The sequence below is a fragment of the Corallococcus interemptor genome (assembly GCF_003668875.1).
GTDB lineage: Bacteria > Myxococcota > Myxococcia > Myxococcales > Myxococcaceae > Corallococcus > Corallococcus interemptor.
In genome coordinates this window covers 1-14579 of sequence record NZ_RAWM01000037.1, presented here as the reverse complement: position 1 = coordinate 14579, position 14579 = coordinate 1, and the positions used below count along the sequence as shown (strand labels likewise).

At 70.8% G+C, this 14579-nt stretch carries 13 protein-coding genes; 4 read left to right on the top strand and 9 right to left on the bottom strand.

Annotation, left to right across the window (positions count from 1 at the left end; genetic code table 11):
* Positions 1 to 3 precede the first annotated feature (3 nt).
* The 8 genes from D7X96_RS16215 to D7X96_RS16175 form a co-directional block, all read right to left on the bottom strand.
* The gene (locus D7X96_RS16215; RefSeq protein WP_120548596.1) at positions 4 to 828 is read right to left on the bottom strand and encodes a GNAT family N-acetyltransferase; all 825 of its coding nucleotides are present in this window, start codon (positions 826 to 828) and stop codon (positions 4 to 6) included.
* A 32-nt stretch (positions 829 to 860) separates the two neighbouring features.
* Positions 861 to 1574: a hypothetical protein gene (locus D7X96_RS16210; protein WP_120548597.1), complete on the bottom strand. Its 714-nt coding sequence runs from the start codon at positions 1572 to 1574 to the stop codon at positions 861 to 863.
* Positions 1571 to 3439 carry a serine/threonine-protein kinase gene (locus D7X96_RS16205; protein WP_121770132.1) on the bottom strand — a complete coding sequence of 623 codons (1869 nt, stop codon included), beginning with the start codon at positions 3437 to 3439 and terminating at the stop codon, positions 1571 to 1573. Before D7X96_RS16205 ends, D7X96_RS16210 begins: the two co-directional genes overlap by 4 nt.
* 585 nt (positions 3440 to 4024) lie before the next feature.
* Positions 4025 to 4489: an SMI1/KNR4 family protein gene (locus tag D7X96_RS16195; protein ID WP_121770130.1), complete on the bottom strand. Its 465-nt coding sequence runs from the start codon at positions 4487 to 4489 to the stop codon at positions 4025 to 4027.
* A gap of 10 nt (positions 4490 to 4499) precedes the next feature.
* A complete protein-coding gene (locus tag D7X96_RS16190) occupies positions 4500 to 4871 on the bottom strand; it encodes a hypothetical protein (RefSeq protein ID WP_244219605.1) in 372 nt (123 codons plus the stop codon).
* Between the two features lie 267 nt (positions 4872 to 5138).
* The gene (locus D7X96_RS16185) at positions 5139 to 6863 is read right to left on the bottom strand and encodes a sigma 54-interacting transcriptional regulator (protein ID WP_121770129.1); all 1725 of its coding nucleotides are present in this window, start codon (positions 6861 to 6863) and stop codon (positions 5139 to 5141) included.
* A 16-nt stretch (positions 6864 to 6879) separates the two neighbouring features.
* Entirely contained in the window at positions 6880 to 7518 is a 639-nt protein-coding gene (locus tag D7X96_RS16180) for a carbonic anhydrase (RefSeq protein ID WP_120552689.1), read from the bottom strand.
* Positions 7519 to 7575: 57 nt separating this feature from the next.
* On the bottom strand, positions 7576 to 8838 hold the full coding sequence (locus D7X96_RS16175) for an NAD(P)/FAD-dependent oxidoreductase (RefSeq protein WP_147442972.1): 1263 nt from the start codon (positions 8836 to 8838) through the stop codon (positions 7576 to 7578).
* A gap of 179 nt (positions 8839 to 9017) precedes the next feature.
* Between D7X96_RS16175 and D7X96_RS16170 the strand changes: the two genes are divergently transcribed.
* A complete protein-coding gene (locus D7X96_RS16170; protein ID WP_120552688.1) occupies positions 9018 to 9713 on the top strand; it encodes an MBL fold metallo-hydrolase in 696 nt (231 codons plus the stop codon).
* Between the two features lies 1 nt (position 9714).
* On the opposite strand, the gene D7X96_RS16165 is transcribed toward D7X96_RS16170, so the two are convergent.
* A complete protein-coding gene (locus D7X96_RS16165) occupies positions 9715 to 10266 on the bottom strand; it encodes a glutathione peroxidase (RefSeq protein WP_120552687.1) in 552 nt (183 codons plus the stop codon).
* A gap of 161 nt (positions 10267 to 10427) precedes the next feature.
* Between D7X96_RS16165 and D7X96_RS16160 the strand changes: the two genes are divergently transcribed.
* The 3 genes from D7X96_RS16160 (at position 10428) to D7X96_RS16150 (ending at position 14521) form a co-directional block, all read left to right on the top strand.
* Positions 10428 to 12545 (top strand): ATP-binding protein, encoded by a 2118-nt coding sequence (locus D7X96_RS16160; protein ID WP_121770128.1) that lies wholly within the window; start codon positions 10428 to 10430, stop codon positions 12543 to 12545.
* Positions 12535 to 13908: a sigma-54-dependent transcriptional regulator gene (locus D7X96_RS16155; protein WP_120552685.1), complete on the top strand. Its 1374-nt coding sequence runs from the start codon at positions 12535 to 12537 to the stop codon at positions 13906 to 13908. The genes D7X96_RS16160 and D7X96_RS16155 overlap by 11 nt, the downstream gene beginning before the upstream one ends.
* Before the next feature lie 115 nt (positions 13909 to 14023).
* Entirely contained in the window at positions 14024 to 14521 is a 498-nt protein-coding gene (locus D7X96_RS16150) for an OmpA family protein (RefSeq protein ID WP_244219604.1), read from the top strand.
* Positions 14522 to 14579 lie beyond the last annotated feature (58 nt).

Sequence of the window (14579 nt, the reverse complement as noted above, 5' to 3'; positions counted from 1 at the left end):
CGCTCAGGGTGACGGAACCAGCCCCGCGCCGGGCTTCACCAGCACGGCGCGGGAGTAGGCCATCTGGAAACCCAGGCGCATGGCGTTGCGCTCCGTGGGGATGCCGGGCGAGGACATGATGGCGGCCAGGTCGCTGCCCTTCTCCCGGCCCCGCTGGAGCCGCGCGGCGATGAGCGCCTGCTGCACGCCGCGCCGCCGGAACGCCGGCAGCACCGACGTGCCGAACAGGGACGTGAGCCCATCGCTCACCTCGCAGCCCCCGGCTCCCGCCGGCATGCCGTCGATCCACGCCATGTACGAATCCGAGTTGGGCTTGCGCGCCGCCTTCAGGCCCATCTCCCAGAAGACCTCCGGCATCTGCTCGCCTTCGGGGACGAAGCCGCTGCCGGCGACCTCCACGAAGCGGCGGACCGCGGCGTCGTCGGACGGGTCCACCCGCTCGATGCGCAGCCCGGCGGGAGTGCCCTGGGCCAGCTTCGACAGGTCCTCGCCCGCGGGCAGCGGCCGGTAGAGCACCGTCTCGAACTCACGCAGCACGAAGCCCCGGTCCGCCAGGCCCTTCAGCAGGGACTGCGGCGCGAAGGGGCTCAGCTCCGCCTTGGGCTCCACGCCGCGCGACGCGAAGAAGTCCACCAGCGCGTCCAGCTCCGCGCCGGTGACGTCGCGTTCGAAGCCGTAGCCGCATGACTTGTTGATGTAGGAGCCGACGCCACCGAACGCCATCCAGCCGTCCGCGAGCGGCGCGGAACTCGTCGAAAGCTCCACCGCGGAGGTGGCCTGCTTGTGTTCGAACCGCCGGGCAATCTCCAACAGGTTCACGTCGTTCATCCGCCCCCTTTACACCGGGGCAGGCCGCCGCGTCAGGTGTTGTCTGGATTTGGCGAAGGTGAGGACAGCATGCCGTCCAGCACGCCGTAGGCGTAGAGCGCCGCGAATGCGTAGGCGCCCACGAGATAGGAGACGTTGAACGCGCGCGCCGTGGGCGCGTCCTGGGCCGAGTAGCGCCCGTCCGAGCCGCGCAGGGACAGGGCCACGCCCAGGGACACCGCGGACACGGCGAACGTCGTGCCCTGCCCCACCGCCAGCACGGCGCCCTTCGAGCGCTGACCGTGGGCGAAGTGGCCCACGCCGAACGGCACCAGGTACCAGCCGCGCGAGGCCGGGCGGGATTCGACGAGGATGGGAGCGGAGATGGCGGGCGGAGGCAGGAGCACGGGGCGGCGATGCTCGGCGGCGCGCCGGGTGATGCGCTCGTGGTGCTGCACGTTCACGCGTTCGACGAAGGCGATGAAGTCCGGCGGATACAACAGCGGGTCCAGCTTCGCGTCCGGGTTGAGCGCGAGCCCTTCCACGGCCTCCTGCTCCGCGCGGGGCAAGGCCTCCTGGGCGTGGAGCGTCGCCGAGAGGAGCAGGTGGGCTTCCGCCAGCTCCTGGGGGTTGGAGAGGCGCGGGGGCTGGAGCAGGGCCTCCAGCTCAATCCGGGCGCGCGGCAGGTCCCCGGACTGGTAGGCCTCGCGAGCGGGGCCCAGGGGCGAGGAGGCCGCGAGCAGCAGGGCCACGATGGCGGTCTTCATGGCGACGCCTCCAGCACGACCGTGGTGCGCGTCCCCGCCACGGCGTCGAGCGATTGCCTCAGCACGCGGCCTGAGGGGTCGCGGGCGGACAGCAGGTGTCCACCGTGCGTGAGCTTCACGGGGGCACGCAGCGGAGCCACGCCCACCTCCAGACCGTCGACGAAGACGCGAGACGCCTCGGGCGCGACGATGGTGACCTCCGCGTCGCGGACCCGGAGAGAGACCTCACGGGAGATGGTCTCTCCTGGCGCCACGTCGAGTTCCTCCTCCACGGGTTCGCACAGCGGGTTGGCGAAGCGGATCCGGTGCGGACCGGGAGACAGCCGCAGCTCGCGAAGTCGAGGGGTGTAGCCCCGGCTCTGGTCATCCACGAACACCTCGGCCCAAGGGCGCGTCGCCACCGTGAGCGTCGCGAAGTCCTGGGCGTCCGGCACGCGAACCGGCAGGTCCTGGCTGGTGGGCTCCGGCGCCGTCGCGGGCCTCGGTGACGCGTCCTGGGATGGCCGGGACCTGGAAGCCGATGCGGGCCCAGGCGGGCCAGGACGAGCGCCACGAGTCGGCATCCCCGCCGCCGGAGTAGGGCTGGCGATCACCGAGGGATTCGCGGAGGCGTCATCCGTGGCACGTGAGCTGGCGCCAGTGGGTGGCGAGGCAGCGGCATCCCCCTTCGCGGTTGAGTCATCCGAAGGATGCAGCGCCACGGGGGCTGACACCTCCTGCTCACCCGCGCGCCATGCGCCGATTCCCAGCCCGCCCAACACCCCCGCGAGCACCACGCCCGCCACGATGCCCTTCTTGTGCTCAGGCCACGCGCGCCGGAACCAGCCCTTCGTCACGGGACGCGACCGCAGGAGCGCAAGCACCTCGGGAGACCCGGGCTGGAGCGCCAGCGCGGCGTTGAGACACCGCGCGGCCCGTGCGCCCTGCCCCGAGGCAAGCAGCTGCCGGCCTTCGCCCAACAGCCGTTGGAAACCGTCCTCGCGCCAGCGGGCCACACAGGCCTCCGGGGCCTGGAAGAAGGCACGGGCTGCTTCCGCGGGAGCACCGACCCATGGCCGCAGCACGGCCTCCAGTTCCTGTACCAGCGCCGCGCCATCCACGGGCCGGTCGCGCGCATCCCGGGCAAGACACCGCGCGACCAGGGCGCCCAGGGGCGCGGGAGTGCCTGGAGCGGCATCCACCAGGGATGGCGCATCGCGGGTCATCACCGAGACCGCCAGCCGGGCACTGCCCTCCCCTGCATGCGGCGTCGAACCCGTACTCAGCTCGAACAGCACGACGCCCACCGCGTAGACATCGGACGCCGGGGACCAGGCGCCGGTGTCGATGCGCTCGGGAGCCATGTACGCCAACGAGCCGATGATGGCGCCGGTGCTCGTCAGCCGGGCCCGGTCCGCCAGCGCGGCGATGCCGAAGTCCGCGAGCTTCAGCGGCCCGCCGCGAGCCACGAGCACGTTCTCCGGCTTCACGTCCCGGTGCACCACGCCGCGAGCGTGCGCCGCCTCCAGCGCGCGGGCCAGCTCCCATCCCAGGAGCGCGACGGCCTCCGGTGGCATGGGCGCCAGGCGCCGCGCCCATCCACGCAGGTTCTCCCCCTGCACCCACTCGCAGACGAGGAACGGGCCGCGCACGGCGTCTTCGCCAAGGTCATGCACCGCCAGCACGTTGGGATGCTGGAGCGAGGCCACCACCTCCGCCTCCTGACGGAAGCGCTCCGTGAAGCGGGCATCCATGCCCGGGTGCAGCACCTTCACGGCCACGCGGCGGGACAGCCGCAGGTCGAGGGCGAGGTAGACCGTCGCCATTCCGCCCCGCCCCAACTCCTGCTCCAACTGGTAGCGGCCGGCCAGCAGATCGCCCGTCATCGCGCGCGCAGTCTAGGAAGCGCGATCCGCGCAATCAAACCCCCGGTCCCCCTCACTGCTGGCACGCCCGAAGGCTGGACCCGGGGAGCTGCACACACGAGCCGGCCCTCCCATCGGGACACTCCGCGTCCGACCTGCAGGGTAGGCGGCACTTCTTCCCATCTCCGAAGTCCGCGCAGAAGCCGCACCGGGTGCAGTCCATGGACGACGCACAGTAGCTGCCCAGGTTGGCGGGAGTCAGGCCGTCACAGGTCTCGACGCACGTGGCCTCCGGTCCGCACTGGTAGCCCAGGGGGCACCCCCGCTCACAGCTTTTGACACAGTGCCCTCCCATGCATCTCGCGTTGCTGGAACAGTCGAAGCTGGCGGAACAGGGTTCCGTGAGCCGGGGACCGTCCTCGCACTCGTTGTAGAGGTCATGGCAGCGCTGTTCCTCGGGACACTCCCGGTCGGAGGCACAAGCACTCGAGCAGGCGGCTTCGGAACAACCCGCGTCCGGCGCCTCACGGACCTGGATGTCGAGCGGACAGCCCGGGCCCACGAGCAGCACCAGGACAATGAGCGGGAACAGGCGGCGCATGGGCTTCAGTCCTCCTCCCGCAGCCAGAACCATTCTTCATTGGAATGGAGCGCCCCTCGCAGGAACTCCGAGAAGGAGCCCGCGATCCGCCGGTTGTAGGCAGGGTCCGGAAACGCTTCGCGGTAGCCATCCCGGATGGAGTACCGCTCTCCCTCCTGCAGGCTCACATCGACAAAGATGTAATTGGTATCCCGAACCTCACAGAGCGCGTACCAGGATGCGGGACCCGCCTTGTCCGTATCGTCCTTGAGAAGGACGACGCGAGCGCGGCGAATCTTCGCCAGCGGGTAAAAGTTGAAAGCGGGGTCGACGCGATCGAAGAGCTTCGCGCCATCGCAATGCAGGTAGAAGGCACGGAGGTCCGGATCCAGGCGCCATCCGACTCTCTGCTCGAAGGCATCGATCTCCGCTGGAGTCGCAGGCGGGTTCGGGAAGTGGAGCCGCGATACATCCGCCAGCAGCGCCGACATGACTTCGGGATTACCCACCATAGGGGTGGTCCACTCCCACTCGCGTCCATGGAGGCTGGTTCGCGTAGCATTGGTTGTAGGGACCCAGCAGATCCTCGTGAAGGTCCTGGGGGAACGGCAGGAGGTTGTCCCAGTCAGTAGGGTTGCCGCCATGTTGGAGGTCGCGGATGTGATGGCCCTGGTAGGGCATTCCGTCGGCTTCCGTCGGCCAGTCACCGAACCGCCGGGACCATTCCTCCCGGAATCCCCTTCGAGCCTTGTTCCAACGATTGCGAGCCGCTTCGTTCTGGACGGGCGTCAATGCGCCGTAGTTGCAGCAGCAGTGCGCCATCCCGAACCGGCTCCCGGCCTGCACCAGCGTGCCCTGGAAATCCATCTTCACGTCCGCCAGCCACATACACCCCTGAAGGACGTGGCCCCTTCCCGCGCACTTCTCCTGGCAATAGGTCATGAGCTGGGCGCTGCATTGCCACGGCCCATAATAGATGACGGTCCGGAACTGCCCTCCGCCTGGCACGTTCATGAGAGGTCCCCGCCACATCCGAACCCCAGCGGGGCTGGGTGACAGCGGTGCCTCGGCACAACCCATGGTCACCGCAAGAACGGCAAGCAGCCGCCATAGTGAAACACGCATACGCATGTGGGCCTCTCAGTCCTCCTCCCCCAGGTAGCGGAACACGGAGCGCAGGCCGATGCCCAGGGCCCGCGCCGCCTCCTTCTTGCTGCCTCCACTGCGCGCGATGGCTTCGCGCACGTAGCGCAGCACGAACGCGTCGCGCGCCTCGTCCAGCGGCACCAGCGGCGCGGTGTCCGCTCCCAGGTCCAGGTCCTCGACGCCGATGAGCTCGCCCGAAGCGAGGATGGCCGCGCGCCGCACGCGGGACACCAGCTCCCGGACGTTGCCCGGAAAGGGATGTCCGCGCAGGGCCTCCGCCGCCTTCTGCGTGAAGCCCCGAGCCCGCGCCCCCTGCTGCTTCAGGACATGGTGCGCGATGAGCAGCACGTCCTCGCCGCGCTCCCGCAGCGCGGGCACCTCCAGGCGCACCTCGTCCAGGCGGAAGAGCAGGTCCTCGCGGAAGCCGCCCCGGGCGACGAGCGCCTTCAACGGCTGATGCGTGGCCGCGACCACGCGCATGTCGACCTTGCGAGGACGGTGCTCCCCCAGCCGCGTCACCTCGTGCTCCTGGACGACGCGCAGCAGGCGCGACTGGAGCGTCAGCGGCATGTCTCCAATCTCATCCAGGAAGAGCGTGCCCCCATCCGCCGCCTCCACCAGGCCCGCACGGTCGGAGGTCGCGCCGGAGAACGCCCCGCGAACGTGGCCGAACAGCTCGCGCTCGATGAGGGATTCCGGAAGCGCCGCGCAGTTGATGGCCACCAGCCGGCCCCGCCGTCCACTGCGCCGGTGCAGCGCGCGCGCCACCTCCTCCTTGCCCGTGCCCGTCTCCCCCTGGATGAGCACGTGCAGGGACGTGGGCCCCAGGCGCTCAATCTGACGGTAGAGGTGCCGCATGGCCGGGGACTCACCAATGAGCCCTTCGAACGTGGCCGCGGCGATGCGCTGCGTGAGGCTGTCCACCTGCACGCGCAGCTCGGTCAGCTCGCGCGACGTGGCCAGCAGCAGCGCCGCGAGCGACGACAGCGCCATGGCCTCCTCCAGCTCACGAGGCGAAAACGGAGGACTGCCCAACCGCCGCCCCAGGTACACCGCGCACAGCGGCGCGGAGGCCGCGCGAAGCGGCAGCACCAGGGCGGAGGTGAGCCGCAGTGCCAGCACACTGGGAGCCCCCGCGAGCGCCGCCTCCGCCGCGACGTCCGGCACCAGCACCGGAGCCCCCGAGCCCACGACCTGATCCACCAGGCTGTCCACCACCACCGAAGCCGGCACGGACCCCGTGGCCCCCAGCACCTGCCGCCGGTCGCCCTCCACCGACACCAGGAACCCCACGTCCGCGGAGGTGACCTCCGCGATTCCCCGCAGCGCCGCCTCCAGCAGCTCCGACGCGGGCCGCTGCACGAGCAGCCGCGAAGCGAAGTCCGTCAGCACGCCCAGCAGGCGGGACGGCGGCGCCGAAGTCTCCAGCCGGACCGGGGCGTCGGAGGCCGTCAGCGTGAGCACGGCCTTGCCGACGCTGAACGAGTCCCCCGGCTCCAGCGGTGAAAGCTCCACCCGCTTGCCCCGCACCCGGACATCGCAGTCCGCACTGGCGGCGGACACCGTCCACCCGCGCGCGTCGCGGAACAGCAGCGCATGGCTGCCCTTCACGCCGGGCGCGGAGAGGACGACGTCGCACGCGGGCTCCGAGCCCACGGACACCACCGGCTTCTCCAGCGCGAAGGAACGTCCGTCCGGAAGGGTCAGGAAGAAGCGCATGCGGCGGAGGGGTTCCTCACTCCTTCGTGAGGTCGTAGACCTCCTGGATGTTGTGGAGCGTCTGGACGAAGTCCAGCTTCAGGTCCTGGAGGATGCCGTTGCGCAGGTCGAACACCCACGAGTGCACGATGGGGAAGCCCCGCGTCAGGTAGGACTTCTGCACGGCCGCCGTCTTGATGATGTTGATGCTCTGCTCCAGGACGTTGAGCTCCACCAGCCGCTCGTAGCGCTTCGTCTCGTCCGCGATGCCGTCCAGCTCCTGCTTGTGGAAGCGGTACACGTCCCGGATGTTGCGCAGCCAGGGGTTCAGGATGCCCAGGTCCTTGGGCTGCATCGCCGCGCGCACGCCGCCGCAGCCGTAGTGGCCGCAGACGATGATGTGCTTCACGTCCAGCTGCCGGACGGCGTAGTTGATGACCGACATCACGTTGAGGTCGACGTTGTTGACCAGGTTGGCGACGTTGCGGTGAACGAAGACGTCACCCGGCGCCAGGCCCATGATCTGATTCGCCGGCACGCGGCTGTCCGAACATCCGATGTAGAGGAAGTCCGGCTGCTGCGACACCGACAGCTTGTTGAAGAATTCCGGATCGGCGCGGAGCTGCTCCTCCGCCCAGGCCTTGTTGTTCTCGAAGATCTTGTCGTAGGGCGTCACGGCCGGGACGCTCGCACGGGAAGCCCCCTCCGTCGAGCAGTCCGTTCGCGAGAGTGTTCACGCGCGTCCACGAAGCATCCAGTCCCAGTACAGCCGCGGCAGCCCGTACTTCTTGAGCAGCCACAGGTCCCGGCGCTCCACGAAGGTGTTGATGAACGGCAGGCTCGGCGCGGGCCGGCCCTCGTAGTCGAACTCCGCCAGCAGCATCCGCCCATAGCCCGTCACCAGCGGACAGGACGCATAGCCGTCGTAGCGGGCCGTGGGCTCGCGCCCCTCCATCACCGCCACCAGGTTCTCCACCAGGACGGGCGCCTCCGCGCGGACGGCGGCGCCGGTGCGGGACGTGGGCAGGTCGCTCGCGTCTCCAATGGCGAAGACGTTCGGATGATCCGGGTGCTGGAGCGTGTGCTTGTGCGCCTTGACCCAGCCCGTGTTCGGGCCGTCCGGGTGCGCCAGCGCGCTGCGCTTGATGAAGTCCGGCGCGCTCTGCGGCGGCGTGACGTGCAGCAGATCATACCCGACCGTCACCTGCTCCCGGCGCCCGTCGCGCATCACCGCGAAGACGGCCTCGCGGGTGGCCGCGCGCACCTCGACCAAGTCATGCCCGAAGTGCGTCTGGATGCCGTAGCGGTCCACGACGCCCTCCAGCACCCGGGCGAAGGGCTGTACGGAGAAGAGGGTTTTGGCACCCGAACCGAAGATGACGCGCGACTTGCCCGCGAGCCCGCTGCGGCGCAGGTGGTCCGCCACCAGGTACATGATCTTCTGCGGGGCCCCCGCGCACTTCACCGGCGTGGCCGGGTGGGTGAACAGGGCCGTGCCGCCCCGGAACGCCCGCACCATCTCCCACGTCTTCGGCGCCAGCCGGAAGTCGTAGTTGCTGGACACGAACGGCGTCTCCAGCGCCTCGCGAAGGCCGCGCACCTTGTCCCAGTCCAGCTGGATGCCCGGAGCGACGACGAGGAAGTCGTACGTCACCCGGGTGCCAGCGCGCGTGAGCACCCGCTGGCGCACGGGGTCCACCTCCTCCGCGCGGTCCTGGATCCACCGCGTGCCCTTCGGGATGTAGTCCGCCTCCGGCCGCACGGAGCTCGCGATGTCCGCGGCGCCCGCGCCCACCAGCGTCCACAGCGGCTGGTAGTAGTGCTGGGCGGAGGGCTCCAGGACGGCGACCCCCTGCACGCCCTTGCGCTTGAGCCGCGCCGCGACCGTGAGCCCCGCGGTGCCACCGCCGATGATCAGCACCCGGTGGTGCTCGGAGGAGGCCGAGGGTTTGAGGGGAAGGGACGCCTCACGATATGCGGCCTGGGACGCGGACATGGACGGCCTCCGGGAGGCACCCGCGCCTGTCATTGACGCGGGCGGCGAGCCTGCGCGCCCTTGGAGCCGCGTGACACCTGTCCTCCGAGGCGACCTCCGCGTCGCCGGGTCCACACTTGCAAAGGGACTCAGGGACGCCGTAAGCCCCGCATGGCCCCATGGAGTCTGGAGACCTCGACATGCTCTTCCGCCAGCTCTTCGACTCCGAGTCCTCGACGTACACGTACCTCGTGGGTGACGCGTCCACGCGCCAGGCCGTGCTCATCGACCCGGTGCTGGAGCAGGTGGAGCGAGACCTGAAGCTCGTCGGGGAGCTGGGGCTCGTGCTCTCCCACGTCTTCGACACGCACGTGCACGCGGACCACGTCACCGCGTCCGGCACGCTGCGGGAGCGCACGCACTGCCAGGTGGTGGCCGGAGCGGGCGGGGCCGAGTGCGCCGACCTCCAGGTGCGCCACGGCGACACGGTGCACGTGGGCCCGTGCGCCTTCCAGGTGCTCGCCACGCCGGGCCACACGGACGACAGCGTGAGCTACCTGCTGGGCGACCGCGTCTTCACCGGGGATGCCCTGATGGTGCGGGGCAACGGCCGCACCGACTTCCAGAACGGGAGCGCGGGCCAGCTCTACGACTCCATCACCCGCGTCCTCTTCCAGCTCCCGGACGCGACGCTCGTCTATCCCGGGCACGACTACCACGGGCACACGTCCACGAGCATCGGCGAGGAGAAGCGCCACAACCCGCGGCTCGCGGGCAGGAGCCGCGAGGAGTTCATCCGCGTGATGGCCGGGCTCAACCTGCCCCGGCCCAGGAAGATCGACGTCGCCGTCCCGGCCAACCGCGCCTGTGGACGGACGCAGCCTTCGGAGGCCTGAGTCAGGCCGGCTTCGCCAGCTCCGCGTCAATGGCCTGCACCAGCCGCGGATCCTCCGCCGTCACGTCCGGCGCGAAGCGGCCCACCACGCGGCCATCCCGGCTGATGAGGAACTTCTCGAAGTTCCACTGCACCTCCGGCTTCGGGTTGGCCTCGATGCCGTAGCCCTTGAGGTTCGCGCGCATGGGCCCCTCGCCCGTCGCCTCCGGGATGGCGCCCGTGAGCGCGTGGTAGAGCGGGTGCTTGTCCTGCCCCACCACGGAGATCTTCGAGTACAGCGGGAAGGTCACGTCGTACTTCAGCGTGCAGAACTGCTGGATCTCCGCCTCGCTGCCCGGCTCCTGTCCCAGGAAGTTGTTCGCGGGGAAGCCCAGGACCTCCAGGCCCTTGCCCTGCCGGCTCGCGTAGAGCTTCTGCAGGCCTTCGTACTGGGGCGTCAGGCCGCACTTGGAGGCCACGTTCACCACCAGTAGGACCTTGCCCTTGTGCTGACCGAGCGTGCGGGAAGCGCCATCAATGCCGGTGAGGGGGATGTCGTAGAGGTTCTGGCTCATGGTCAGGCTCGGTCTCCGTGCGAGGGGGCGGCCACTGTAGCTCAGGCAAAGTGCCAGCCCCGGTGTGGTGATTTGCGGCGGTCCCAGTCCGTAACAGGGCGCGGACCCTCCGGGGGAACGGCTGGCCCGGGCCTTGCGTTGTGTGGACTCCCTCCCACCCCATGCACCGGCTCCTCGCTCCCCTCCTCCTCCTGCTCGTTGCCCTGGCCAGCGTGGCGGGGGGCGCCGTGTGGTTCATCCAGCGCGACCGGCAGTCGCTCGTGGAGCAGTTCGGGCGGGACCGGCAGGCCCAGCTGGACGAAGCCGCCAGCGGCGTCGCCCGGTCGCTGGAGGACCTGGGGGACAACCTGCGCTTCGCGAGCGAGCTGCTCGCCCAGCCCGGCTCCGCCGGGGACCACCACAACGAGCTGCGCGCCCTGCTGGAGGCCGTGGGCCAGTACCGGGCCATCGCCGTGCTGGGCCCGGATGGAGAGGAGCGCCTCTTCCTGGTGGACCACAAGTCGCGCCACCTGCCGAGGGACGCCGTCCATCCCCCGGCGCTCGTGGACACCGCGCGGCTGGCGCTCACGGCCCCGGTGGGGCACGTCATCCCCTCGCACCCCATTGAAGGCCCCGCGTCCTCCGGGTGGATGCGTGTCTTCGCCATCCGCATCGACTCCGACGAGCCCGGGGGCGGCGGCGCCGTCGCCATCCTCGTGGACACCGAACCGCTCTTCGCGCCGCTGCGCATGGTGACGGTGGAGGAGCACACGCGCCTGCTGCTCTTGGGCGCCCACGGCACGCCCGCGCCCATGAGCGACCCGGCGCTCGCGTCCTGGCACCGGCGGCTGGGGGAACCCGCGGGCTCGCTCGTGCCGGGCCTGCGCACGCTGGTGGCGAGGATGCGCGCGGGCGCCGCCGGGACGCTGCGGCTCAACGAGGCGGAGGCCACGCGCCTGGGCCTCGGGCCCGCGGACGCGGTGGCCACGTTCCGGCCCCTGCGCATGCGAGGCGAAGCGTCCTGGTCCGTGGCGACGGTGTCCTCCACCAGCGCTCTGCGCTCCCACGAGCGCACCCTCGTCCTGCGCCTGTCGCTGGCGGCGCTCCTCATCGCGGTGTTCCTGGTGGCCTTCGGGACCTACGTCGTGCTGGCCAACCGCCGTGCGGTGGCGCTCCAGGAGAGCCTGCGCCACGCCGCCCGGTTCGCGCACCTGCATGAGAAGACGCAGAAGATCCTCGACCACATCCCCACGGGCATCCTCGCCCTCGACCGCGAGGGCCGCATCAGCGCCGTGAACCAGGCCCTGCGCGCGCGCCTGCCCGCCACCGCCGTGGGCAGCACGCTGCCGGAGGCCTTCCCCTCCGCGCCCGCGGCGGCGGTGCAGCGGCTGGGCGCGATGGTGCTGGCCGCGCGGGACCAGGGCGCCGTGCGCAGCCTGCACGGCGAACCGCTCAGCCTCTTCAACGAGAAGGACCAGTTCAACGTCCACGCCGTCCCGCTGGAGCACGGCGACGGAGAGGCGAGCACGCTGCTGGTGCTGGAGGACCTGAGCAACGTGCGCATGCTGGAGGACCAGCTGTTGCGCGCGGAGAAGCTGGCCACGGTGGGCGTGCTCGCCGCGGGCGTGGCGCATGAGATCGGCACGCCGCTGGGCATCATCCGGGGCCACGCCGAGTACATGCTCCAGAAGGTCGGCGGCGTGGAGCACCCGCAGGGCCGGGGCCTCAACGCCATCGTCACGCAGATTGACCGGGTGAGCCGCATCATCCGCCAGCTGCTGGACCTCTCCCGCCTCCAGCCCGCGCGGGCCGGCGTCGTCCCGCTGGCCACCGTGGTGCGGGGCCTCCAGGAGCTGCTCGACGTGGAGGCCGAGCGCCGGCACGTCCACTTCGAGATGGACGTGCCCGAGCGGCTGCCCAGCCTCGCGGCGGACGCGGATCAGCTCCAGCAGGTGCTCCTCAACCTCACGCTCAACGCCTGTGACGCATGCAGCGCCGGGGGCCACGTGCGGCTGAGCGCGTCCGCGTGCGTGGCGGGAGACACGCAGGCGGTGGAGATCCGCGTCCAGGACGATGGCCGCGGCATCGCGCCGGAGCACCTGCACCAGGTCTTCGACCCCTTCTTCACCACCAAGAAGCGCGGCCAGGGCACGGGCCTGGGCCTGAGCGTGGTGGCGCAGATCGTCCGCAATCACGGTGGCCAGGTGGGGGTCGAAAGCGAGCCCGGCCGGGGCACCGTCGTCACGCTGCGGTGGCCGGTGGCCGCCGCGTCCGGCTGGGAGGAACGGCATGCCGTCTAGCGCGCGCATCCTCGTCGTGGATGACCACGAGGAGATGGGCCAGATGTTGAAGGATCCCCTCACCGACGCGGGCTACCGCGTGGACCTGTCCACGGGGGGCGCGGACGCCATCGCCCAGCTCAGGGCCCGCGTCTACGACGTCGTGCTGTGCGACCTGCGCATGGAGGACGTGGACGGGCTGGACGTGCTCGCGGCCGCGCGCAAGCACGACCCGGAGCTTCCGGTGCTGCTGATGACCGCCTTCGGCGCGGTGGAGAGCGCCGTGGAGGCCATGAAGCGCGGCGCCTGGCACTACCTCACCAAGCCCTTCCGCCTGGATGAGGTCCTGCTCCACGTGGGCCGCGCCCTGGAGGCCCGGCGCCTGAGGTCCGAGCACCGCGACCTGAAGCGCCAGGTGGCCCAGCGCGGCGGCCTGGGGGCGCTGTTGGGGCACAGCGCGCCCATGCGGACGCTCTACGAGCTCATCGACCGCGTGGCGGCCTCCGAGGCGCCGGTGCTCATCCGGGGCGAGAGCGGCAGCGGCAAGGAGCTGGTCGCGCGGGCGCTCCACTCGGAAGGCCCCCGCGACCCGGCGCCCTTCGTCGCGGTCAACTGCACCGCCCTGCCCCACGCCCTCTTGGAGAGCGAGCTGTTCGGCCACCTCAAGGGCGCGTTCAGCGGCGCCACCACCACGCGCCGGGGCCTCTTCGTGGAGGCGGACGGCGGCACGCTCTTCCTCGACGAAATCGGGGACATGCCCCCGGAGCTCCAGGCGAAGCTGCTGCGCGTGCTCCAGGACGGCGAGGTGCGCGCCGTGGGCGCGGATGGCTCGCGCAAGGTGGACGTGCGCATCCTCGCGGCCACGCATCAGGACCTGGAGGCGCGGGTGAAGGAAGGCCGCTTCCGCGCGGACCTCTTCTACCGGCTCAACGTCGTCTCGCTCCGGGTCCCCCCGTTGCGCGAGCGCACGGAGGACATCCCCAAGCTCGCGGAGCACTTCGTCGCCCAGGCCCGGGCGCGCAACCCGCGCTCGCCCGTCACCACCCTGGCCCCCGAAACCATCGCCACGCTCACGCGCATGCCGTGGCCCGGCAACGTGCGCGAGCTGGAGAACCTGGTGGAGCGCCTGGTCGTCCTGGGCGCGCAGCCCACCGTGGACCTGGCCCAGCTGCGGCTGCACACCACGGACGCCGCGCCGGAGGTCCACCCGCTGGCGGCGGCCCAAGGACAGGTGGTGCCGCTGAGACAGCTGGAGGGTGAATACATCGCGTGGGTGGTCGCCCGCTGTGGAGGCAACAAGACGCGCGCGGCGGAGCTGCTGGGGATTGATGTCTCCACCATCCACCGCCGGGAGAAGACGGACAGCGGCGTTTCGCAACGCTAGGACGACGCGCTTTGCCAGTCATCGCGCCACCCCGCGCGAGACGCCCGAGGGGAGGACCCCGGCACAGCCCTTGCTCATGTCTCAGGGCATGAACCGAACCCACCTGGTCCTCCTGATGTCTGTGGTTGGCCTCACCGGTTGCGCGAGGCGCGCGGCCAACCCCAGCACCGCCGGCGCGGCGACCCACGCGCCGGCCCCCGCCGCCAGCGATAGAAGCAACGCGGCCAGGCCCGCGCCCGACGACACGGAGCAGGCGCTCGCGGCGCTCAACGCCGCGCCCATCTACTTCCCGCTCGACTCCTCGATCCTGCCGCCCGAGGCCACCGAGGAGCTGTCGCGCATCGCCCAGGCCCTGCGTCAGCGCAGCCAGGCGAAGGTGACGGTGGCGGGCCACACCTGCGAGCTGGGCACCACTGAATACAACGTCGCGCTGGGCCAACGCCGCGCCGCCAGCGTGCGCGCCTACCTGGTGAACCTGGGCGTCGAGCCCCAGCGCATCTCCGTCATCTCCTACGGCGAGGAGCGGCCCGCGGACGTGAACGCCCCGGAGAAGAACCGCCGCGCGGAGTTCTCCTTCCGGCTGGCGGAGCAGGCCCGCGCCGGCGAGCTGTAAGCCCTTTCGACCTTCACCGCCCCACCCATCCCTCTCTCTTATACACATCTCCGAGCCC

Excerpts from the sequence above, each read along its gene's own strand:
- D7X96_RS16160 (WP_121770128.1), top strand. The coding sequence starts at position 10,428 with ATGCACCGGCTCCTCGCTCCCCTCCTCCTCCTGCTCGTTGCCCTGGCC.
- D7X96_RS16195 (WP_121770130.1), bottom strand. The coding sequence starts at position 4,489 with ATGTCGGCGCTGCTGGCGGATGTATCGCGGCTCCACTTCCCGAACCCG.
- D7X96_RS16205 (WP_121770132.1), bottom strand. The coding sequence starts at position 3,439 with ATGACGGGCGATCTGCTGGCCGGCCGCTACCAGTTGGAGCAGGAGTTG.
- D7X96_RS16155 (WP_120552685.1), top strand. The coding sequence starts at position 12,535 with ATGCCGTCTAGCGCGCGCATCCTCGTCGTGGATGACCACGAGGAGATG.
- D7X96_RS16150 (WP_244219604.1), top strand. The coding sequence starts at position 14,024 with ATGTCTGTGGTTGGCCTCACCGGTTGCGCGAGGCGCGCGGCCAACCCC.
- D7X96_RS16175 (WP_147442972.1), bottom strand. The coding sequence starts at position 8,838 with ATGTCCGCGTCCCAGGCCGCATATCGTGAGGCGTCCCTTCCCCTCAAA.
- D7X96_RS16210 (WP_120548597.1), bottom strand. The coding sequence starts at position 1,574 with ATGAAGACCGCCATCGTGGCCCTGCTGCTCGCGGCCTCCTCGCCCCTG.
- D7X96_RS16170 (WP_120552688.1), top strand. The coding sequence starts at position 9,018 with ATGCTCTTCCGCCAGCTCTTCGACTCCGAGTCCTCGACGTACACGTAC.
- D7X96_RS16185 (WP_121770129.1), bottom strand. The coding sequence starts at position 6,863 with ATGCGCTTCTTCCTGACCCTTCCGGACGGACGTTCCTTCGCGCTGGAG.
- D7X96_RS16215 (WP_120548596.1), bottom strand. The coding sequence starts at position 828 with ATGAACGACGTGAACCTGTTGGAGATTGCCCGGCGGTTCGAACACAAG.
- D7X96_RS16165 (WP_120552687.1), bottom strand. The coding sequence starts at position 10,266 with ATGAGCCAGAACCTCTACGACATCCCCCTCACCGGCATTGATGGCGCT.